Source organism: Mycobacteriales bacterium (assembly GCA_035690485.1).
GTDB lineage: Bacteria > Actinomycetota > Actinomycetes > JAFAQI01 > DASSKL01 > DASSKL01.
In genome coordinates, this window is record DASSKL010000031.1 from 1 (window position 1) to 21,535 (window position 21,535).

The 21,535-nt window shown below is 72.2% G+C and carries 19 protein-coding genes; 15 read left to right on the top strand and 4 right to left on the bottom strand.

Annotation, left to right across the window (positions count from 1 at the left end; translation table 11 throughout):
• On the bottom strand, nucleotides 1-224 hold a 224-nt coding region (locus VFJ21_04505; GenBank protein HET7406384.1), incomplete at its 3' end, for a hypothetical protein.
• Nucleotides 225-565: 341 nt separating this feature from the next.
• Here VFJ21_04505 and VFJ21_04510 point away from each other — a divergent pair.
• The 8 genes from VFJ21_04510 to VFJ21_04545 all read left to right on the top strand — a co-directional run bounded on the left by VFJ21_04510 (nucleotide 566) and on the right by VFJ21_04545 (nucleotide 12,460).
• On the top strand, nucleotides 566-3,448 hold the full coding sequence (locus VFJ21_04510) for a glycoside hydrolase family 2 TIM barrel-domain containing protein (protein ID HET7406385.1): 2,883 nt from the start codon (nucleotides 566-568) through the stop codon (nucleotides 3,446-3,448).
• Between the two features lie 206 nt (nucleotides 3,449-3,654).
• Entirely contained in the window at nucleotides 3,655-5,139 is a 1,485-nt protein-coding gene (locus tag VFJ21_04515) for an NAD(P)/FAD-dependent oxidoreductase (protein ID HET7406386.1), read from the top strand.
• A gap of 106 nt (nucleotides 5,140-5,245) precedes the next feature.
• Nucleotides 5,246-6,415 (top strand): NAD-dependent epimerase/dehydratase family protein, encoded by a 1,170-nt coding sequence (locus tag VFJ21_04520; protein HET7406387.1) that lies wholly within the window; start codon nucleotides 5,246-5,248, stop codon nucleotides 6,413-6,415.
• Nucleotides 6,412-7,428: a lysylphosphatidylglycerol synthase transmembrane domain-containing protein gene (locus VFJ21_04525; GenBank protein ID HET7406388.1), complete on the top strand. Its 1,017-nt coding sequence runs from the start codon at nucleotides 6,412-6,414 to the stop codon at nucleotides 7,426-7,428. The genes VFJ21_04520 and VFJ21_04525 overlap by 4 nt, the downstream gene beginning before the upstream one ends.
• Complete coding sequence (locus VFJ21_04530; GenBank protein ID HET7406389.1) at nucleotides 7,425-9,029, top strand: hypothetical protein; 1,605 nt, start codon at nucleotides 7,425-7,427, stop codon at nucleotides 9,027-9,029. Before VFJ21_04525 ends, VFJ21_04530 begins: the two co-directional genes overlap by 4 nt.
• On the top strand, nucleotides 9,026-9,790 hold the full coding sequence (locus VFJ21_04535; protein HET7406390.1) for a glycosyltransferase family 2 protein: 765 nt from the start codon (nucleotides 9,026-9,028) through the stop codon (nucleotides 9,788-9,790). Before VFJ21_04530 ends, VFJ21_04535 begins: the two co-directional genes overlap by 4 nt.
• Complete coding sequence (locus tag VFJ21_04540; GenBank protein ID HET7406391.1) at nucleotides 9,780-11,321, top strand: glycosyltransferase family 39 protein; 1,542 nt, start codon at nucleotides 9,780-9,782, stop codon at nucleotides 11,319-11,321. The genes VFJ21_04535 and VFJ21_04540 overlap by 11 nt, the downstream gene beginning before the upstream one ends.
• A complete protein-coding gene (locus VFJ21_04545; GenBank protein HET7406392.1) occupies nucleotides 11,318-12,460 on the top strand; it encodes a hypothetical protein in 1,143 nt (380 codons plus the stop codon). Before VFJ21_04540 ends, VFJ21_04545 begins: the two co-directional genes overlap by 4 nt.
• A 21-nt stretch (nucleotides 12,461-12,481) precedes the next feature.
• Here VFJ21_04545 and VFJ21_04550 read toward each other — a convergent pair whose 3' ends face one another.
• Nucleotides 12,482-13,216, bottom strand: a complete 735-nt coding sequence (locus VFJ21_04550) for a hypothetical protein (GenBank protein HET7406393.1) — start codon at nucleotides 13,214-13,216, stop codon at nucleotides 12,482-12,484.
• A gap of 184 nt (nucleotides 13,217-13,400) precedes the next feature.
• Between VFJ21_04550 and VFJ21_04555 the strand changes: the two genes are divergently transcribed.
• The 4 genes from VFJ21_04555 (at nucleotide 13,401) to pruA (ending at nucleotide 17,539) form a co-directional block, all read left to right on the top strand.
• Complete coding sequence (locus VFJ21_04555; GenBank protein HET7406394.1) at nucleotides 13,401-14,822, top strand: DHA2 family efflux MFS transporter permease subunit; 1,422 nt, start codon at nucleotides 13,401-13,403, stop codon at nucleotides 14,820-14,822.
• Nucleotides 14,823-14,908: 86 nt separating this feature from the next.
• Nucleotides 14,909-15,487: a CrcB family protein gene (locus VFJ21_04560; GenBank protein ID HET7406395.1), complete on the top strand. Its 579-nt coding sequence runs from the start codon at nucleotides 14,909-14,911 to the stop codon at nucleotides 15,485-15,487.
• Entirely contained in the window at nucleotides 15,484-15,852 is a 369-nt protein-coding gene (locus VFJ21_04565) for a CrcB family protein (protein ID HET7406396.1), read from the top strand. Before VFJ21_04560 ends, VFJ21_04565 begins: the two co-directional genes overlap by 4 nt.
• A gap of 52 nt (nucleotides 15,853-15,904) precedes the next feature.
• On the top strand, nucleotides 15,905-17,539 hold the full coding sequence (gene pruA, locus VFJ21_04570) for an L-glutamate gamma-semialdehyde dehydrogenase (protein HET7406397.1): 1,635 nt from the start codon (nucleotides 15,905-15,907) through the stop codon (nucleotides 17,537-17,539).
• Here the strand turns inward: pruA and VFJ21_04575 are convergent, their stop codons facing one another.
• Nucleotides 17,540-18,328, bottom strand: a complete 789-nt coding sequence (locus tag VFJ21_04575; protein HET7406398.1) for an SDR family oxidoreductase — start codon at nucleotides 18,326-18,328, stop codon at nucleotides 17,540-17,542. It lies immediately after the preceding gene.
• Nucleotides 18,329-18,575: 247 nt separating this feature from the next.
• Between VFJ21_04575 and VFJ21_04580 the strand changes: the two genes are divergently transcribed.
• Both VFJ21_04580 and VFJ21_04585 read left to right on the top strand, forming a co-directional pair.
• Nucleotides 18,576-19,952, top strand: coding sequence for a 4-hydroxyphenylacetate 3-hydroxylase N-terminal domain-containing protein (locus tag VFJ21_04580; protein ID HET7406399.1), 1,377 nt, complete (start codon nucleotides 18,576-18,578; stop codon nucleotides 19,950-19,952).
• On the top strand, nucleotides 19,949-20,767 hold the full coding sequence (locus VFJ21_04585; GenBank protein HET7406400.1) for an MBL fold metallo-hydrolase: 819 nt from the start codon (nucleotides 19,949-19,951) through the stop codon (nucleotides 20,765-20,767). The genes VFJ21_04580 and VFJ21_04585 overlap by 4 nt, the downstream gene beginning before the upstream one ends.
• A gap of 40 nt (nucleotides 20,768-20,807) precedes the next feature.
• Here the strand turns inward: VFJ21_04585 and VFJ21_04590 are convergent, their stop codons facing one another.
• Nucleotides 20,808-21,254, bottom strand: a complete 447-nt coding sequence (locus tag VFJ21_04590; protein HET7406401.1) for a nitroreductase/quinone reductase family protein — start codon at nucleotides 21,252-21,254, stop codon at nucleotides 20,808-20,810.
• A gap of 131 nt (nucleotides 21,255-21,385) precedes the next feature.
• Between VFJ21_04590 and VFJ21_04595 the strand changes: the two genes are divergently transcribed.
• Nucleotides 21,386-21,535: Pup--protein ligase (locus VFJ21_04595; GenBank protein ID HET7406402.1), on the top strand; the 150-nt coding region annotated here is incomplete at its 3' end.

A 21,535-nucleotide genomic window follows, 5' to 3' on the forward strand; every position in this document is an offset into this window, starting at 1 on the left:
TGAATCTTCACCGTGCCGTTGTTGCCGGGCGGGTTGTTCGTGTTGTTCCCGCCGCCCCCGTTGTTGCCGTTGTTGTTTCCGGCCACACCTGTGCCGCCTGCACCTGTACCCGTCGCGCCCGAAGGGCAGTTGGGGTTGCTCGACGCCGGCGTGGGGTTGCTACACCCGTTGGGCGTCGTCGGCGGCGCGGCCATGGCCGGGACCGACAGGGCGATGATCGTCACCCCCATCGTCGCCCCAGCGATGCTTGCCCGCGCCAGGGCGGGCCTCCAACTCCTGTGTCGCACGTGACCACCTCCACCTAGAAAGGGACCCCCGCGACAGGGGGCACGCGCCTGCGATGGCAAATCCGGATAAGACTGACTTGGTCGCCGACGAGTGATGTCTCCCCGGCTACAACGAGCCATAACCCTCTGCGTTACCCCCGGTACGCTGTGTAGTCGTCAAGCCGGTCATACCTGCGTGACGGTGAGCAATCTGTGACAGTGCGTCACGGCCCGGCGGAGCGCACCAACGGCCATGCGGTAGAAGTGATCACCCGACCCGCGAGGGAGTCCCGAGAACCATGGCCGCAGCTGCCCGATTCGGCCCGTTGGACGCCTTCGGCCCGCGTTCGTGGGCGCTGCCGGAGGTGACCGGAGTCGGGCGGCTGCCGATGTCGACGTACCCCGAGCGCCCACAGGTGTTGCCGCTCGACGGCGAGTGGGCTTTCGTGCTCCGGGACCGGCCCGAGGCCGTCGCGCACGACGACCTCACGGGTCCGACTGCCGACTGGCCGCGCGTCGAGGTGCCGGGCTGCTGGACCATGCAGGGCTTCGACCGGCCGCAGTACACCAACGTCGTCATGCCGTTCCCCGGCCCGCCGCCGCGGGTGCCCGACGACAACCCGACGGGCGTCTACCGCCGTCGGGTGGCCGTGCCCCGGGAGTGGGAAGGCCGGCGGATCGTCCTGCACGTCGCGGCCGCCGAGTCCGTCCTCTACGTGCACGTGGACGGGGCGCCGGTCGGCATGGGCAAGGACTCCCGGCTGCCGCACGAGTTCGACCTCACGGCGTACGTCGCCGCCGGCAGCACCGTCGAGCTGGCGCTGACCGTGGTGCGGTGGTCGGACGCGACGTACCTGGAGGACCAGGACCACTGGTACCACGCGGGACTGCACCGCAGCGTGTTCCTCTTCGCCACGCCGCCCATCCACATCGCCGACGTGCACGCGGTCTGCGACTTCGAGCCCGCCGACGGCACGGGTGCCCTCACCGTGCGCGTGGCGGTCGGAGCCCCCGGCCGCGGTGAGAGCGGCTGGACCGCGCGCCTCGAGTGCGCCGGCGTGACTGCGGAGGGGAAGGTCCGCTTCGAGCACGACGACGACCTGCTGAACGCCTACGTCTTCACCGGCCGCGGCGCGACCCTGTCGGCCACCGTCCCGGACGTGCGGCCCTGGACGGCCGAGACGCCGGTCCTGCACGACCTCACCGTCACCCTGGTAGACCCGGCCGGCACCAGCGTCGACAGCGTGACGCTCGCCGTCGGCTTCCGCCGGGTCGAGGTGTTCGGCCCCGACCTGCTTGTCAACGGCCGGCGGGTGCTGATCAAGGGTGTCAACCGGCACGACCACGACCCGCGGCGCGGCAAGGCCGTCACCCGCGAGTCGATCGAGCGCGACGTCGTACTCATGAAGCAGCACAACCTCAACGCGATCCGGACCTCGCACTACCCGAACGACGCCTATCTCTACGAGGTGTGCGACCGGCTGGGGATGTACGTCGTCGACGAGGCCGACGTGGAGAGCCACGCCTACCTGCAGACCCTCACCAAGGACCCCCGCTGGGCCGCCGCGATCCACGAGCGCGTCGCCCGGATGGCGCAGCGCGACAAGAACCACCCGTGCGTCATCGCGTGGTCGCTCGGCAACGAGAGCGGCGTCTCACCCGCGCACCATGCGGCAGCCGCCTGGTTGCGCGCCTACGACCCGACCCGGCCGGTGCACTACGAGGGCGGCATCACCGAGGACCGCATCGCGGAGCACCGCTGGGACTGGGACGCGGAGGTGCTCGCCCGGCATCGGCCGGAGACCGACATCGTCGCGCCGATGTACCCGCCGGTTGAAGCGTTGGTCGCGTGGGCGACCGCCTCGCCACCGGACCGGCCGCTGGTCATGTGCGAGTACATCCACGCGATGGGCAACTCCTGCGGCGGCCTCGACGACTACTGGCGGGCGATCCGCACCTACCCGGGCCTGCAGGGAGGCTTCGTGTGGGACTGGGTCGACCAGGCTCTCGTGCAGGCGATGCCCGACGGCAGCGAGCGTCTCGCCTACGGCGGGGACTTCGGCGACGATCCCCACGACGGACCGTTCTGCCTCAACGGGCTGGCGGCCGCCGACCGCACTCCGCACCCCTCGCTGCTGGAGCTCGCCGCAGTCGTGCAGCCGGTGCAGGTCGTGCCGGTCGATCCGGCGCGCGGCGTCCTGCGGGTGCGCAACGAGCACGCGTTCGTCGACCTGGCCTGGCTGACTCCCTGCTGGCTCGTCGAGGTCGACGGCGTGGCGGTCGGCAGCGGCCGGCTCGAGCCGCTCTCCCTGCCGGCCGGGGAGGGGGCGACGGTGCGGGTCCCGATGCCGGCGTACGACGTGGACCCCGGCCAGGCCGCCCACCTGACGCTGAGCTTCGAGACGACCGAGCCGCTGCCCTGGGCGCCGGCCGGTCACGTGGTGGCGCGGGAGCAGGTGGAGCTCGCCCGCGCGCCCGGGCCGGCGCTCGCACCAGGGCGCGTCGGGGCGCCACGGCAGCAGCTCGCCGACCTCGAGCCGACGCTCGCACTCTGGCGGGCGCCGATCGACAACGAGACGTTCACCACCGGTCACGCCGACCGGTGGGAGCGGCTCGGGCTGCGCGACGCGGCCGAACACGTCGACCTGGGCACCGAGACGACCGTCGACGCGGACGGCGCCGTGCGCGTGGTGCACCGGGTCGAGGTGCCACCGGATCTCGACGACATCCCGCGGGTGGGGGTGCGGCTGCGGCTCGGCCCGGGCGTCATGACCGTGGAGTGGCTCGGCCGGGGCCCGCACGAGGGCTACTCGGACCGGTGCTGCTCGACCCGCACGGGCCGATGGACCACCCCGGTCGAGGAGTGGGGAGTGCCCTACGTGCACCCGCAGGCCAACGGCAACCGCACCGGGGTGCGCTGGCTGCGCTTCCTCGACTCCGCGGGTGATCCCTTGCTGGTGATCGACGAGCTCGACGGCCTCGAGGTCACGGTGGCCCGGGTCACCGACGGGGAGCTCGCCGCCGCCGCGCACCTCGAGGACCTACCGGCTCGTGACGACTGCTACGTCTGGATCGACGTGCGGCACCGCGGTGTCGGTTCCGGCGCCGTCGGTCCCGACAGCGCGCCACCGCACCGCGTGGGCCCCGGCCACTACCGCTGGTCCTACCGGCTACGCGGCTGAGCGCGGTCCGGGCCGCGTTCGGGCCGCGCCGCGCCTCGCCGGGGAGGGGATGGTTCGCAATCTCCAACTGTCGTCGGGGAGACTGATGGCAACCCGCCGTGACCGGCGCACCGCCGTACCGGCTTATTCGGCCAGGCACCGGGTACAGCGGGGCCGCGTCGTCCGGCGAGGACGATGATGTTGGCCTGCGCCTACACAGGAGAGCCATGCCCACCCACAATCACGGCGTCGCGGTGATCGGCGCCGGTCCCGCTGGCCTCACCGCCGCCTATCTGCTCACGAAGCGTGGCGTCCCGGTGACGGTCCTCGAGGCGACGGACACCGTCGGCGGGATCAGCCAGACCGTCGAGCGCGACGGCTGGCGTTTCGACATCGGGGGCCACCGGTTCTTCACGAAGGTGCGTGAGGTGGAGGAGCTCTGGCACGAGCTGCTCCGCGACGACGAGTTCCTGCTGCGCCCGCGGCTGAGCCGGATCGCGTCCAACGGCAAGTTCTTCGACTACCCGCTCAAGCCCGTCAACGCGTTGCGCAACCTCGGTTTCATCGAGGCGGTGCGCTGCGTGCTGTCCTACCTCTGGGTGCGCGTACGGCGGCCCGACGACTCCTCCTACGAGGGGTGGGTGGCCTCCCGCTTCGGCTGGCGGCTCTACCGCAAGTTCTTCAAGACCTACACGGAGAAGGTCTGGGGCATCGACGCGAGCGACATGCCGGCCGACTGGGCCGCGCAGCGCATCAAGAACCTCTCGCTCGGCGGCGCCGTCATCAACGCGTTGACCCCCAAGCGCAACCAGAAGGACATCACCTCTCTCATCGAGGAGTTCCAGTACCCCAAGTACGGCCCCGGGATGATGTGGGAGCGCGCGCGGGACCTCGTCGTCGACTCGCCGCTCGGCGAGGTCGTCATGCGCTCGCCGGTCGTCACCATCCACCGCGACCAGCGCGGGGCGACCGGCGTCACGACGCGGGACTGGGGCGGCACGACGTCCTACGCCGACGCCGACCACGTCATCTCCTCCATGCCGCTGCCGGAGCTCGTGCGTGCGCTCGACCCGCCGGCCCCCGACTACGTCCGCACGGCCGCAGCGCAGCTGACCCACCGCGACTTCCTGACGGTCGCGCTGGTGGTGCCGGCCGACGCCGGGTTCCCCGACAACTGGATCTACATCCACACGCCCGGAGTCAAGGTCGGGCGCATCCAGAACTTCGGCTCCTGGTCGCCGTTCATGGTCAAGGACGGCCGCACCTGCCTCGGTCTCGAGTACTTCGTCAACGAGGGCGACGAGCTCTGGCAGATGGCCGACGAGGACCTCGTCCGCATGGCCACGCAGGAGCTCGAGCAGCTGGGTCTCGTGCCCGCCAGCGCGGTCGAGCGCGGCTACGCCGTCCGGATCCCGAAGGCCTATCCGGTCTACGACGCCGACTACCGCGACAACGTCGAGACGATCCGGGCCTGGCTCGACAAGGCGGTGCCCAACGTGCACCCGGTCGGTCGCAACGGAATGCACAAGTACAACAACCAGGACCACTCGATGTACACCGCGATGCTCACCGTCGAGAACATCCTCGGCGCGGAGCACGACATCTGGGCCGTCAACGTGGAGGAGGAGTACCACGAGGAGGCCTCCGGCACCTCGGGCACCGGCCGCGCCGCCCCCATCACGCGCCGGCCGCAGAACGTGGGCGCCGCGTGACGGCGCCGGCTCCCCGCCGCGGCCCGTGCTGGCGCTTCCCGGCGCCCATCGGCCATGATCAGGAATCTGTCCCGGCGGTGGGTCGACAGTGAGAGAAGGAGAACAGATGCGCGTTCTGGTCCTCGGCGCGGACGGGTACCTCGGTTGGCCGACGTCCATGTACTTCGCGGCCCGCGGGCACGAGGTCGTCGCCACCGACAGCTACGCCAAGCGCAAGTGGGAGGCGGAGACCGGCGCGATGCCGCTGCTCGCCGTGCCCACGCTGGAGGAGCGGGTCGGCATCTGGAACGCCGAGGGCAGGGGCACCATCGACGTCGTCATCGGTGACCTGACCGACGCCGACTTCGTTCACGACCTGATCTCGACCACCCAGCCGGACGCGATCGTCCACTACGGGGAGCAGTGCTCCGCGCCGTACTCGATGATGAGCCAGGAGGCCGGCGTCTCGAGCCAGGTCAACAACCTGGTCGGCAACCTCAACGTGCTCTACGCGATGCGCGACCACGCCCCCGGGTCGCACCTGGTCAAGCTCGGCACGATGGGGGAGTACGGCACCCCGAACATCGACATCGAAGAGGGCTACATCGAGATCGCCCACAAGGGCCGGCGCGACGTGCTGCCGTTCCCGAAGCGGCCCGGCTCGGTCTACCACCTGTCGAAGGTGCACGACAGCCACAACATCGAGTTCGCCTGCCGGATCTGGCGACTGCGGGCGACCGACCTGCACCAGGGCGTCGTCTACGGGCTGCGCACCCCGGAGATGGGCGACCGCGAGGAGTTCGCGACGTCGTTCCGTTACGACGAGGTCTTCGGCACCGTGCTCAACCGCTTCCTCGTGCAGGCGGTGGCCGGCCACCCGCTGACCGTCTACGGCGCCGGGGGCCAGACCCGCGGCTACCTCAACATCCTCGACACCCTCGCCTGCGTCGAGCTCAGCGCTCTCAACCCGCCAGAGGCCGGCGACTACCGGGTCTTCAACCAGTTCACCGAGCAGTTCAGCGTGATCGAGCTCGCGCACCGGGTGCAGTCGGCCGCCAAGCGGCTGGGCATCGAGGTCGAGATCTCCCACATCGACAACCCGCGGGTCGAGAGCGAGTCGCACTACTACAACGCCACGCACACCAAGCTGGTCGAGCTCGGGCTCGAGCCGCACCTGCTCAGCGAGGACTTCATCGTCGAGTGCCTGCAGGCGCTGTCCGGCTTGCGCTCGCGGATCAGCGAGGGGCTGTTCCTGCGCGGGGTGACGTGGCAACCGGCGGTACGTGCGGGTCTATGACCGTCGCGACCCGGCCGGAGACCGACGGCGTCGCAGAAACCCCAACTGCGACGCCGCCCCGTCGACGGCACTGGGTCGCCGCCGCGGTTGCCGGCACGGTCGTCGGTGTCGGTCTCACCGCCTGGCTCCTGGCCGGGCAGCTGCGTCAGGTGCCCACGGTCCTGCAGAGCGCCTCGTGGCCGTGGGTGCTCGCGGCCTTCGGGTTCGTCGTCGTCGCCAACGTTGCGCGGGCCCAGCGCATGGTCAGCCTGCTGTCGAGCCGCATGCGGCTGGCCCGCTCCTACGAGGTGACCTGCAACTACAACCTCGCGACCGCGGTGCTCCCCGGTGGTCTCGGTGAGCTCGCGCTGCCGGTCACGCTCAACCGCCGCGACGCCGTGCCGCTACCCGAAGCCACGTCGACGCTCGTGCTCACCCGCCTCCTGGACATCGTCGGGGTCCTGGCCGTCGGGCTGGTCAGCGCTGTGGTCGCGCCGCACGTCGGGGGCTGGCGGCTGCTCGCTGTCGCCGTGACTGCCGTCGGGCTCGCGGCTTCGATCGTGCTCGTCCACCGCACCGCGTGGCTCGCCGCCCGGCTGCGCCCCGCGCACGACCGCGGCGGCCGGCTCCGGCGCCTGCTCGCCATCCGGGTCACCGCCCTCGCCGACGCGATGCGTGCGCAGCACCGCCGCATCGGCCGCGCGGCGATCGCCGGCACCGCCGTGATGTGGCTCGCCACCGCCGGAATGCAGGTGGCACTGGCGCGTTCCTTCGGCGTACCGCTGCCGTGGGCGGCCGGCGGGCTCGCCGCCGTCGTCGTCCTGCTTCTCGCGGCGATCCCGATCCGGTCGGTCGCCGGCATCGGCCTGCAGGAGGCGGGTTGGACCCTGGCGCTGACGGCGTTCGCGCACGACACCCACGACGCCGCGGCGCACGCGCTCGCCATCCACGTGCTCACGCTGGCGCTGCTGCTCGGGCTGTGGGGGACCGGGTGGCTCACCGGACGGCTCTCCCGGGCGATCCTGGCCCCGTGACAGTGCTGGCGGCACCGCCACGACCGCGCGCGCCGGTCAGTGCGGTCCCGGGCTGGGTGATGCCCGTCGCCGTCGTCCTCGTCGCCGCCGTGGCCGCGGGCCATGCGGCAGCCATCGCGCCGCACTACCACGTCGGATCGTTCGACGACGACGGTCACTATCTGGCCGCGGCCCAGGGGTTGGTCCACGGCTTGGGCTACGTCGACACGTCGGCGCCCGGCGCGCCGCTGGAAACACTGATCCCGCCCGGCTACCCGGCACTGCTCGCCCCGCTGCTCTGGCTCTCCGGCGGCGCCCTGTGGCCGCTGCGGGCACTGTCGGCCGTCGCCTTCGTCGCCTGCGTGCCCCTGCTCGACGTGCTGATGGCCCGGCACGGGTTCGGCCGGGGGGTGCGGGTCGCCGCCCTGCTGGTCTTCGCACTCAACCCCGTGGGTGCGACGTTCGCGACGATGCTGATGCCGGAGACGGTGTTCCTCGCGATCCTGCTCGCAGTGCTGGTCGCCCTGCCCCGCTGGCGGGGTCGGGGGTGGTCGTGGGCCGGGGCGGTCGTCGCCGTCGGCACGCCCTGGCTGCTCCTGCTGAAGGCCGCCGGGTTGGCGATCGTCGCCGGCATCGTGGTGTGGCTGCTCGTGCAGCGCCGGTGGCGGCACGCCCTCGTGACCTGCGGCACGAGCGCCCTGCTGCTCGGGCCGGTGGCGGTGTCGCGGCTGCTGTCGCCCGGTTCGCTGGTGGGTGACCGCTACGCGAGTGACTACGGCGACGGCGGCCATCCCCTCGACGCCATCTGGCACTACATCGTCAACGCGATCCCCGACACGATCATCCCGACCCGGTCGCTGAACGTGGCCAACGGTCCCGTCGCCGACGCGGGCCTGCTCGTGCTTCACGACAGCGTCACGCCGCTGGTGGTCATCGGGTTCGTCGCCTGGCTCTGGCGCCGCCGTGACGCCAGCCTGCCGATCGTGGTCCTGTACCTGGCCGAGACGCTGCCCTTCCCCTACATCAACGAGCGCCGGGTGGTCCTGCTCCTGCCGCTCGTCGTCGCGTGGTACGCGATCGGCTGGCAGACGGTAGGGCGCGTGGTCATGGTCGCGCTCGCTCGCCGGCGGGACGTCGGCTGGCGACCCGTCGCCGCCGTGCTGCCTGCCCTGCTGGTCGTCCCTGCGCTGGCCGCCCAGCTCGACCGTGACTACCTCTACGGCTTCGGCGTGAGCAGCTCGCAGCCGCGCAACTCCGGCTACGTCGCGGCGCTGCAGCGCGTCACCCCGGCCGGGTGGAGCGTGGCGACCAGCTACCGCTGGTCGATCTCGCTGTTCACCGGCCGCACGGCCACCAACGAGGTGCACTTCGCCGGTTGCGCGGGCGCCGGCACGACGGCGTACGCCGAGCAGGTGCATCGCGCCCTGCAACGCCGGCACGTGGCCGCCGTGCTGACCGCCGCACTCAACCGACCCGGGCAGGTCGACTCGCCCTGCCTGCAGAATCTGTTGTCGGAGGTGCCCTGGGCGGTGCCGGTCTTCCACGGCCAGGACCTGTCCACGGTGTTCGCACTGGTCGGCCCGGGCACGCCCAGGCCGCACTACCCGAAGGAGATCCCGTGAGCCCGGCGCCGTTGCCGGCCAGTCCGCCAGTCCCGACCGGGTCCTGGCAGGACGCCGTCGTCGTCACGATCCCGGCCCGCAACGAGGCCGCGTGCGTGGCCGACGTGGTGCGAGCCCTGCCCGCGCAGCTCGACGGTCGGCCCGTGCATGCGCTCGTCGTCGACGATCATTCGACCGACGGCACGGCGGAGGTGGCGCGGGCGGCAGGGGCCCACGTCGTTCCCGCCACCGGCGGGCAGGGGCAAGGGGTCGCCTTGCGCACCGGCTACACCCTGGCGCTCGACCGCGGGGCGGCCGTTATCGCGGCGATGGACGCCGACGGCCAGCACCAGGCCAGCGACCTGCCGGCCCTCGTGCTGCCGGTGCTGCGCGGAGAGGCCGACGTCACCGTCGGCTCGCGCATCCTGGGCTCGTCGGAGTGGACCGTACGCACCCGCCACGTCGGCGTGTGGGTCTTCGCGGTGGTGATGTCGCTGGCGACCGGGCGGCGGGTCACCGACCCCGCCTGTGGGCTGCACGCGGCCTCGGCAGCGGCGCTCAAGGCGATGCGGTTGGCCGAGGTGCAGTTCCACACCGCGGAGTTCCTCGTCGCGGCAGCAGTGGCGGGGCTCAGGGTGCAGGAGGTTCCGGTCCGCGTGCTGGCCCGCGTCGCCGGTGAGTCGCGCAAGCCGCCGACCCTGCGCTACGCGATCGGGTTCCTGCGCACGATCGTGCGGACGCGCTGGCACGGCCGCCGAGGAGCGCTTCGCCGTGTCCGTTGAGACCGCGATCCCGCTGCCGCGTGACGTCGACGCCGACCGGGCACGCGACTGGCGGCCGTTGCTCGCCGCCGGGCTCACGTTGCTTCTCGCGGCCGCGATCGCCCTGCGGTTCTGGGCCACGTCGCCGATGTGGCTGGACGAGGCGCAGACCGTGGAGATCGCCCGACGGGCGCCCGGGCACCTGTTCGCGGCCTTGCGGCACGACGGCTCGCCGCCGCTCTACTACCTGGTCCTGCATGGCTGGATGCAGCTCGTCGGCACCGGCACGCTCGCCGTGCGCGCGCTGTCCGGCATCTTCGCGGTCGCGGCGCTGCCCGCGATGTGGTTCGCCGTACGCCGGCTGACCCGGAGCCGCCCCTCGGCGTGGGTCGCGGTGGTGCTGCTCGCGACGTGCCCGTTCGCGGTGCGCTACGCGACCGAGGCGCGGATGTACTCCCTGCTCATCCTGCTCGTGCTGCTGGCGGCCATCGCCTTCGAGCGGGTGTGGGCCGCGCCCCGGCCGATCACCGTGGCCGCCGCGGCGTTCCTCACGGCGTGCCTCGTGCTGACGCACTACTGGGCGCTGTTCCTCGTCGCCGTGTCCGGAGCGGGCGCGCTGGTGGCCGCGTTGCGCGGCGTACGACGAGCCCGCCCGGTCGTGCTCGCGCTGGCGCTCGGCTGTCTCGCCTTCGTGCCGTGGCTGCCGTCGTTCCTCTACCAGACCGCGCACACCGGTGCCCCGTGGGGACGCCCGCCCGACCTGGGGACGGCCCTCGGTGCGCCGCGCGCGTGGGCCGGCGGCGGCACCGGCGCCGTGCTGCTCGCCATCGCCTACTACGCGCTTCCGGTGCTCGCGATCGCCGGCACCGCGTTGCCGACCGGCGGCATCCTGCTGCGCCGGCCGTGGCGGCTCGCGCCCTCCGTCGCCATCGGCGTCGCGCTCGCGACGATGCTGCTCGGCGTCGCCGTGAGCGGCGCGCTCGGCTCGGCCTACGCCGCCCGTTACAGCGCGGTTGTGCTGGCGCCGTTCCTCCTCGGGCTGGCCGGCGGGCTGATGGTCCTTCCCGCCCGGTCGCGGTTCCTGGTCGGGGGAGCGGTCGTGGCGTTGGGGCTCGCCGTCTCGCTGGCCTACCCGCACCAGCTGCGCACGCAGGCGCAGCAGGTGGCCGACGCGTTGGCTGCCGCCGAGCCCGGCGACGTCGTGGTCTTCTGCCCCGACCAGCTCGGGCCGGCCGTGCACCGCCTCGCTCCGGATGCGGGACGTCAGGAGGTCTTCCCGACCGGGCGCAGCCCGGCGATGGTCGACTGGGTCGACTACGCAGACCGCAACGCCGCGGCCGACCCGCTGGCGTTCTCCGACCTGGTGCTGGGCCAGGCGGGCTCGCATGCGGTGTGGCTGGTCTACGCCAACGGCTACCCGACTTTCGGGGACGACTGCGGCGATCTGTTCGAGGACTTCACCGCGGCTCGGGGCGACCCGCTGATCGCCGTACACAACCACGGCAGCCGGGTGCTGGAGCACGAGCGGGTCGCGGTGTTCCTGCCACAATGACCGCCAACCCCGTCGCCAGGACGATCCCGGCTCCGGCACTCCCGGTCCGCCGCGACGTCGTGCTGGCCTGGCGGGAGTGCCTGCTCATCGCGCTGCTGGGCTGGGTGATCGCGCACGCGATCGTCGGGCTGGCGATCGCCTGCCTGTTCGCCAGCGGCCACGGCTGGATGCAGTCCGGCTCGGCCCCCGGGTCCTACGGGCTGTTCGTCTGGGACGGCGCCTGGTATCGCGCGATCGCCCAGCACGGCTACGGGCCGCTCGGGCGTGAGGCCGTGCGCTTCTTCCCGCTGCTGCCCGGTATCGGCGCGCTGGGTGAGGTCGTGGGGCTCCCGGCCACGGTGCTCCTCCCGCTCGTCACCAACGCCTGCGGTCTGGGCTTCGCGATGCTCGTCGTGCGCATCGTCGCCGAGGAACTGGGTGACAACCGCCTCGCCCGTCGCTCCGGTCTGCTGCTGCAGCTCGTTCCGGGCGCGGGTGTGCTGGTGCTGCCCTACACCGAGTCGGTGGCCGGGGCGCTGGCGGCGGGCTACTTCCTGCTGCTGCGTCGCGATCGTGCCTGGTGGGCGGCCGGCCTGGGCCTCCTGTCGGGCCTGGCCCGCCCGACGGGTCCGCTGCTCGCGGTGGCCGGCGCGTGCAGCCTCGTCACCGCCCGCGGCGCGCGCGACCGCTCCCGCTCGACGGTGGTGACCCTCGCGCCCATCGCCGGGACGATTGCCTACTGCGGCTGGGTGTGGTGGCGCTTCGGCGACTTCCTGCTGCCCTACACGGCCCAGACGACGCCCGGCATGAGAGGCGGGTTCTTCGCCAGCCCGCTGGCCGGGCTCACCGCCAACTCCCACGGCGGGCTGGACTGGCGGGCCAACATCGTGATCGTCGCCGTCGTGCTGCTCCTGATGGCGCTCTCGGTGCGGCTGCTGCCGGCGCGCTACGTGTGGTGGTCCGCGGCGATGGTGGTCGCGTCACTGACGTCGGCGCGCCTGCACTCGCTGCCGCGCTACTGCGCCGCGATCTTTCCGCTCGTCATCGTGCTCGCCGCGCTGCCACAGCGGCGATGGTCCTGGCGGGTGACGCTCGGCGTCTGCGCGGCGTCGATGTGGGCGATCGCCGGCATCGGCTTCACGCCGTTCTACACGCTTTGACGGCGCCGGCCTGCGCCGGTCTCAGAGGGTTTCGCGGGCGCCGGCCTCCTCGTGCACGTGCGCGACCTCGTCCTGCACGCTGCCGGCCAGGGCTTTCTTGCCCTTGCCGCGTCGCATCGTGGCGGCGAGCGGTTTGCGCTTCGTGTCCTCGATCTCGAACGCGAACGCGGCGAGCACCGCGAGGAAGAACAGCGCGAGCCCGAGCCAGCCGGCGGTGGCCTTCCACGTGCTCGAGCCACTCATCTCGTAGGCGCCGGTGACGAAGAAGCGAGCCGCAGCGGTGCCGAGCACGACGGCGGCCAGCACCTTGGTCTCCAGGGCGCCGAGCACGGGCACCAGCAGTGCGGTGCCGCTGGCGAGCAGCAGCAGCCCGAGGCCGCCGCTGGTCGTCGCGGAGGCAGGGCTCACGTAGTAGACGAGCCCGACCGCGAACCACGTGCCGGTCAGCACGCCCATGCCGGTCGCGGCGACCGAGTCGCGGCTGAGGAAGCCGTAGACGGTCGCGACGAGCTGCAACATCGCCGTGAAGGACATCAGGATGAGCCCGACGAACGGCTTCTGGAGCGGGCTGATCCAGCCGAGCTGCAGCCCGCTCACCACGAACGTCGCCGCCGCCAGCCCGAGGAAGCCGAGCGAGATCGGGGTCGCGATGGGGCGTACGACGATGCGGGTGATCGCCGCCGGCGACGGATTGGTGGCCGGCGGCGTCGCAGCCGCGGCCCGCTTGCGCGCAGGGGTGGGGGCGGGTGCCGTCATGCGCGCCGCCGCTCGACGTCGGCGGGCCGGTCGCCGCCGCGCCCGAAAGGCGCTCGTTCGCCCCAGGCGTCCGCAACGCGGTCAGGCATTGACATCCCTCCTGTTCAGGACTTCGACCCGACACGTGGGGTGCCGGCCTCACGTCACTGGGGCCCTGCCCGGGCGGGGGCGGGAAGATGCCAGGGTGCGGGTGTTCACGCTGACCGAGGCTGCGCGCCCGGACGCCATTCGCAACCGGCCGGACGCCCACTGGTTCGTCGTCGGCACCGTCTGCGTGGGCGCCTTCATGGGCCAGCTCGACGCGAGCATCGTCACCCTCGCCTTCCCGGCGCTGCGCAAGGAGTTCCACGCGTCGATCGGGTCCGTCGAGTGGGTGGCCCTGGCCTACCTGCTGACGCTGATCGCCACGGTGCCGGCGATCGGCCGGCTCGCCGACGTCGCCGGGCGCAAGCTGCTCTACGTCTACGGGTTCGTGGTCTTCTCGCTGGCCTCGGTGGCCTGCGGGCTGGCCCCCAACCTCGTCAGCCTGGACGTGCTGCGCGTCGTGCAGGCGATCGGCGCGGCGATGCTGCAGGCCAACTCGGTGGCCCTCATCACCCTCGCGATGCCGCGCGGCATGCTCGGCCGCGGCATCGGCGTGCAGGGAGCCGCGCAGGCGGTCGGGCTCGCGCTGGGTCCGACCGTCGGCGGCCTGCTCGTCGGCCTCGGCGGTTGGCGGCTGATCTTCTTCGTCAACGCACCGGTCGGGCTGATCGGGACCGTCGCGGGGTGGTTCCTGCTGCCGCGCACGCGTGACCGCGCGGCACCGGCACCCTTCGACTGGCTCGGACTCGCGTTGTTCGCCCCCGCGGTCACCATGCTGCTGCTCGCGCTGTCGCAGGCGGAGCACTCGGCGGCGCTGTCCACAGTCGTCGTCGGGCTGCTGGCCGCCGCCGCGCTCCTCGCCGTGTTGTTCGTACGCCGGCAGCTGACCACGCCCGCGCCGATGATCGACCCGGCGCTGTTCCGGCGTACGGCCTTCTCCGCGGGCATTGGCAGCGGGCTGCTCAGCTACTTCTTGCTGTTCGGGGTGCTGTTCGTCACGCCGTTCTTCCTGGAGGCGCACCACCACCTGCAACCCGGGGCGGCCGGGCTGGCACTCACCACCCTGCCGGTGGGCCTCGCGACCGTGGCACCGCTGGCGGGCCGCGCCGCCGACCGGCTGGGCGCCCGACCGCTCACGGTCGCCGGGATGCTGCTGTCGGCCGTTGCGCTCGTCGGCCTGTCCGTCGGTCGCAACCAGCTCTGGGCCGTCGTGGTCGCCCTCGGCGTCGCCGGGCTCGGTCTGGGGCTGTTCACCCCGGCGAACAACGCGGCGATCATGGGCACGGTCCCGTCGTACCAAGCGGGTTCGGCCGGCGGCATCCTCAACATGACGCGAGGAGTGGGCACCGCGCTCGGCGTCGCAGTCATCGCGCTCGTCTACTCCGCGGCCGCGGGCCCCTCCGGGACGCTGAGCATCGCCGGGTCGAGCCGCGGCTTCGCCGTGGCCGCGGGCGTGCTCGCCGTCGTCGCGGTCGCCGCCGCCGCGGTGTCGGCCCGCCGCCCGCCCACGGCGATATCCTGAGCGCTGCGTCACGGCGGTGGGGCCCGCCGTCAACCGTCGCAGCCCGCGGCCAACGGTCCCTACCCGACGGGTAGGAGGTTGCCCCGGTGCACCGCGACGACCGCGCCGACGCTGCTGCGCACCGGCACCTGCACGACCTGAGCGATCTGCCGCTCGACCCCGACATCGACGACGTCGAGGACGCCCGGCACCATCCGCACCCGCCCGGGCCGCCCGCACCGGGGCCGCGCTGGCCGCGGTTCCGGCTCCGCGTGCTGGCGGCCATCTACATCGGTGGCGTACTCGGAGGCATCAGCCGCTACGAGATCGAGCGTGTCGCCCCGGCCGGCGTGGACCGGTTCCCCTGGGCGACGCTCGCCATCAACACCGCCGGCGCCTTCACCCTGGCGCTGTTGCTCGTGCTGGTGCTCGAGGCACTGCGCCCGCGCTGGTACCTGCGACCGGGTGTGGGCACCGGTTTCCTGGGCGCCTTCACCACGTTCTCCTCGGTCGTCACCAGCACCGACCGGTTCGCCGCGCACGGCCACCCCGGTCTTGCGGCCGGCTACCTGATCGGCAGTGCGGTGGCCGGCCTGCTCGCCGCCGGCCTGGGCCTGCTCGCCGGCCGCACGATCGCCGCTCGAGGCACCGGCCGTCCCGCCGTCATGGACGAGAGCGCGGCGTGATCACCGCCCTCGGGGTCGCGCTCGCCGCCGGGGGAGGGGCGGTGTGCCGCTACCTGCTCGACCAGGTCGTGCAGCACCGGCACGAGTCCCTGCTGCCGTGGGGCACGTTCGCGGTCAACGTCACGGGGTCGTTCCTGCTGGGACTGGTGACCGGGCTGACGCTGCACCACGGTCTGGCGGCGACGCCCGCGGCGGTGCTGTCCGCCGGCTTCTGCGCCGGCTACACGACGTGGTCCACCTGGGCGTGGGAGTCGCTGATCCTGGTCGAGGACGGCGCCCGCGGGGCAGCCCTGCTCAACGTCGTCGGAAGCCTCGGGGTCGGACTGCTGGCGGCCGGCGCGGGGCTGGCCGTCAATCTCCTGTGAACCCCGGGCGCGGGCGCACACTGGTGGTGGCGAAACCGAGAGGGGTGCGCCGATGACCGCGTTCGACGCCCTGAGTGCCGTACCACCGCCGGTCAACGAGCCGGTGCACGACTACCTGCCGGGAAGCGAGCAGACCGCCCGGCTGCAGGCCCGCCTGAAGGAGATGGCGGCCGAGTCGATCGCGCTGCCGATGTCGATCGCCGGGGCGCATCGGATGGCCGGCGGCACGGCGTACGACGTGGTGCAACCGCACCGCCGGCACGCCGTGCTCGGCACGTGTCACGAGGCGACGAGCGAGGACGTGCGCGCAGCCGTCGACGCCGCCCTGGCAGCCGCTCCCGCCTGGCGGGCTATGCCGTTCGACGAGCGCGCCGCGGTCTTCCTGCGGGCTGCCGACCTGCTGTCCGGTCCCTGGCGGGACACCCTCAACGCCGCCACCATGCTCGGCCAGTCGAAGACCGTGCAGCAGGCCGAGATCGACGCGGTGGCCGAGCTGGCCGACTTCTGGCGGTTCAACGTCGCGTTCGCCCGGCAGATCCTCGCCGAGCAGCCGGAGTCGTCACCCGGCACGTGGAACCGCATGGACCACCGGCCGCTCGAGGGCTTCGTGCTCGCGATCACGCCGTTCAACTTCAGTTCGATCGCCGGCAACCTCCCGACGGCACCGGCATTGATGGGCGCCACGGTGGTCTGGAAGCCGTCGCCGACCCAGCAGCTCGCCGCGCACTGGACCATGCGGCTGCTCGAGGCGGCCGGCCTCCCGCCCGGCGTCGTCAACATGGTGACCGGTTCCGGCGCGGCGGTCAGCGAGGTCGCGCTCGTGCACCCGGACCTCGCCGGCATCCACTTCACCGGGTCGACGGCGACCTTCCGGCACCTGTGGCGCACGGTGGGCGAGCACATCGACGGCTACCGCACCTACCCGAGGCTGGTCGGTGAGACCGGTGGCAAGGACTTCGTCGTCGCCCACCCCTCGGCCGACCTGCCGGCGCTGCGCACGGCGCTGATCCGCGGTGCCTTCGAGTACCAAGGGCAGAAGTGCTCGGCCGCCAGCCGCGCCTACATCCCGCGCTCGTTGTGGCAGCACCTGCGTGACGACCTGGTCGGGGAGACCCGAGCGATCCCGATGGGCGACGTCAGCGACTTCTCGACCTTCATGGGAGCGGTCATCGACGAGCGGTCGTTCGGGCGGCTGCGCGATCTCTTCGACCGCGTCCGGGCGGATGCCTCCGTCGAGGTGCTCACCGGCGCGGGTGTCGACGACCGCGAGGGATGGTTCGTGGAGCCGACCCTGCTGCTGGGCACCGACCCGCGCCACGAGATCTTCACCACGGAGTACTTCGGGCCGGTGCTCGGCGTCCTCGTCTACGACGACGCCGACTGGTCCGGCGTGCTGCGCGAGGCGGCCACCGCCGCGCCCTACGCCCTCACCGGATCGGTCCTTGCGACGGACCGGGCAGCGATCGTCGAGGCGAGCGACGTCCTGCGCTACGCCGCCGGCAACTTCTACGTCAACGACAAGCCGACGGGTGCCGTGGTGGGGCAGCAGCCGTTCGGGGGCGCCCGCGCGAGCGGCACCAACGACAAGGCCGGCTCGCCGCTGAACTTGCTGCGCTGGGTGAGCCCGCGCGTGGTCAAGGAGACGTTCGTGCCGCCGACCGCGTGGCGCCACCCCTCGATGGGGTGATCACGCGGCCGGGAACGCCGCCCCTCCGTCGATCTTGATGATCGCGCCGGTCGTGTAGCTCGACGCGCTGCTCGCCAGGTAGAGCGCCGCACCGACGACCTCGTCCGGCTCGCCCCCGCGCCCCAGCGGGATCGACCGTTGCGCCCGCTCGTGGAAGGCGTCGAGGTCCCACGCCTTGCTGATGTCGGTGAGGAACGGCCCGGGCATGATGCAGTTGACCCGCACCGTCGGGCCGAACGCCCGCGCCAGGCCCAGGGTCAGCGCGTTCAGGCCGGCCTTTGCCGTCGCGTAGGGGAGCTCGGTCGGCGTCGGCTGCACCGCGGCGATGCTGCTGACGTTGATGATCGAGCCACCGTCGCCCTCGGCCATGCGGGCACCGATGAGGGATGCCAGCCGGAACGGCCCCTTGAGGTTGACGCCGATGACCTTGTCGAAGAGGTCCTCGGTCACCTCGGGCAGCGACGGGTAGAGCGGCGACATCCCGGCGTTGTTGACGAGCACGTCCACCCGCCCGAACTCGTCGTACGCCGTTGCCGCGAGCCGGTCGCAGTCCGCCCAGCGACCGACGTGCGCGCCCACCCCGACGGCGCGTCGCCCGGTGAGATCGGTGATCTCCTTCGCGAGGTCGACGCAGGCCTCGGCCTTGCGGCTCGCGACGACCACGTCGGCGCCGTGCCGGGCGAAGGCGAGACACATCGACCGGCCCATGCCGCGGCTGCCACCGGTGACGACGGCGACCTTGCCGGTCAGGTCGAAGGAGACGTCACCGGTGCCGTGACCGTCGGCCATGCGAGCCCTTTCGCGTCGGTGATCTCAGTAGCCGCGCTTTCGTGCACGCCGCATCCGCAGGATTCGGAGAAGTCGTCGCCACAGCATGGCCCCACCCTTGCACGCGGGGACGCCGGCGGCAGCACTCTGCGGCGACTCTGCGACGTCGAACGCCTTTCGTGCGCGGCGGCCGAGGCGCAAGATACGGGCGGTGCGCCATTGTGGGCGCCACCTCTTCGCGAGCAGCCGAAAGGGCAGGTGCCTGCTGATGATGACGGGCGAGCAGTACAAGCAGTCCCTCGACGACGGCCGCGCGACGTTCTTCGAGGGCGCGCGCGTGCCCAGCGTCGTCGAGCACCCGATCCTCGGCAAGGCCGTCGACGTGGTGGCCGCGGGCTACGACCGCATCTACTCGCCCGAGCCCGACGCGGTCAGCCCCCTGACGAAGATCCCTCGTTCGCCCGAGGACCTGCGCGACCACATCCCGCTGCTGCACGAGGCGGGAATGATGGCCCACGTCACCTACACCTCGATCATGACGCTGACCACGGCCGCCGGGCAGCTCGGCGACGCCGGCACCGAGATGGTGCGGCACATCGAGGAGTACGTCGCCGACGCGCAGCAGCGCGACGTACGCATCACGCAGTGCATCACCGACGCGAAGGGCGACCGCAGCCGCGCGCCGGCCAAGCAGGACGATCCCGACGCCTACACGCACGTCGTCGACCGCACCGGCGACGGCGTCGTGATCCGCGGCGCGAAGCTGCACATCACCGGCGCGTCGCTCGGCCACGAGCTGATGGTCATCCCGACGAAGGCGATGAAGCCGGGGGAGGAGGACTACGCGATCGGCTGCCTGGTGCCGGTCAACTCACCGGGTGTGCAGATCGTCAACACGTCGTACGCGCCGCGGCACGAGGACGACCGGTCGTTCCCGGTGTCCCGCCGCGACCCCTACCCCGAGGGGTTCGTCATCTTCGACGACGTCTTCGTGCCCAGCCACCGGGTCATCCTCGACGGCGACACCGGCAAGGCGGCGATCTTCGCCCACGCCCTGGGACTCTGGGAGCGGCTCGGTGGCTTGTCGGCGATGGCCGACGAGGCCGACCTGCTGGTCGGCCTGGCGCAGCTGGTGTCGGAGTCGAACGGCCTGGCCGGCGTCTCCCACATCAAGGAGAAGATCGCCGAGATGATCATCCACGCGACGCTGATCCGCGCGTCGCTGGAGGCGGCGATCTCGCACTGCCACTACGGCGACCAGGGCGCGGCGTTCCCGGACGAGCTGTTCACCAATGCCGGTAAGTACTACGGCGCCGCCAACTACAACCTGATGGTGCGCCACCTGCACGACATCGCCGGCGGCTCGGTCGTCACCGCGCCGTCGGTGGCCGACCTGGAGAACGCCGAGGTCGGGCCGCTGGTGCGCAAGTACATGGGCACGATGGACGGCGTCGACGGCGAGTTCCGCACCCGGCTGTTCCACACGATCCGCGACCTGACCGCAGACGCCTACGGCGGCTGGAAGTTCGTCACCAACATCCAGGCCGGTGGCGGGCTGTTCGCCCAGCGCATCGTCACCCGGCGCCACTACGACATGGAGTCGGCCCGGCAGCGCGCGCTCGACCTCGTCCGGGCCGGCGAGTGACGGCCGCGACCCACGTCGGAGACATCCGGGTCGAGGGTGTCGTCGACGGCATCGCCCGCGCCCTACCGTCCGAGGCCTTCCGCTGGGGGGCGGCGACACCGGGCAGCAGAGGCCTCGAGGACGCCGACTGGGAGCCGCACCGGCAGTTCCTCGCCGCCGACGGGATGCTCGAGATGGCGCTCGGCGGCTTCCTGGTGCGTACGGCGGACCGGGTGGTCCTCGTCGACGCGGGCATCGGCGTCTTCGACCGGGGCGTCTTCAAGGGCGGGGCGCTGCTCGACAACCTCGCGGCCGCCGGGGTCGGGACCGACGACGTGACCGACGTCGTCTTCACCCATCTGCACTTCGACCACACCGGCTGGGCGACCCGCGACGGCGCGCCGGTCTTCGGCAACGCGACCTACCGCTGCGACGCCGCCGACTGGGAGCACTTCGTCCCGCACGACGAGCGCGCGACCCGCAAGCTGGCGCCGATCGAGGACCGGCTCGAGACGTGGGACGCCGACGGCTCGCTGCTGCCGGGGATCGACGTGCGCCGTGCTCCCGGCCACACTCCGGGCAGCACCATCCTGGTCCTGTCGTCAGGTGCCGAGCGGGCGATGCTGCTCGGCGACGTCGTGCACTGCCCGGTCGAGCTGCTCGACGACGAGTGGGGCACGATCGGCGACGTCGACGCCGACCTGGCCCGCCGTACGCGGGTCGCGCTGGCCCGCGAGCTCGAGTCGGCCGACGTGCCGGTCGCGGCGGCGCACTTCCCCGGGTTGCAGTTCGGCCGGCTGCTGACGGCGCAGGGTCGGCGGAGCTGGACCGTCTGAGCCGGTTGCGCTCCCGGCCCGCCCGCGCCCGAGCGTCTGGCTAGGAGGAGACCGGCTCGCAGATGACGACGGGGATGTCCCGGCTCGTGTTGCGCTGGTAGCCGGCATAGCCCTTGTAGACGGCGACGATCTGCGGCCACAGGGCCGCCTTCTCCTCCGCCGACGCGGTCCTGGCCCGAAGCTTGCGGGTGGTGCCCTTCACGGCGATCTCGACGTCGGGATTCGCCACCAGGTTCTTGTACCACTGGGGGTCGTCGGGGTAGCCGCCCTTGGACGCGACCAGCACGACCCGCGCCTCCTCGAGGATCGGCGCGGTCAGCATCGTCGATCGTCGCTCACCCGACTTGCGCCCGGTCGTGAAGAGCTCGACGGTCTGCATGCCGGCGATCCGGTGCGGGAAACGCCCCCCGGTTACCTTGAGCAGGGCTCGGTGCCCGTTCTCGAGCATCCACGCGCCCGCCTCGATAGCGCGGTCGGATGTGGCCATCTGTTCTCCTCGGCTTCGTCTGGCATGCGGCATCGACGCAATCGCGCACAACTATGTCGCACCCGGTCGTGCGCGCGCCCCGGCGCGTGGCGGCGCGCGGCATCGGCCCCTGCACGCATACGCTCGACAGCGTGGAGCGGCGCATCTTCGGGCTGGAGAACGAGTACGGCGTCACGTGCACGTTCCGGGGCCAGCGCCGCCTGAGCCCCGACGAGGTCGCCCGCTACCTCTTCCGACGCGTCGTGTCCTGGGGCCGGTCGAGCAACGTCTTCCTGAAGAAC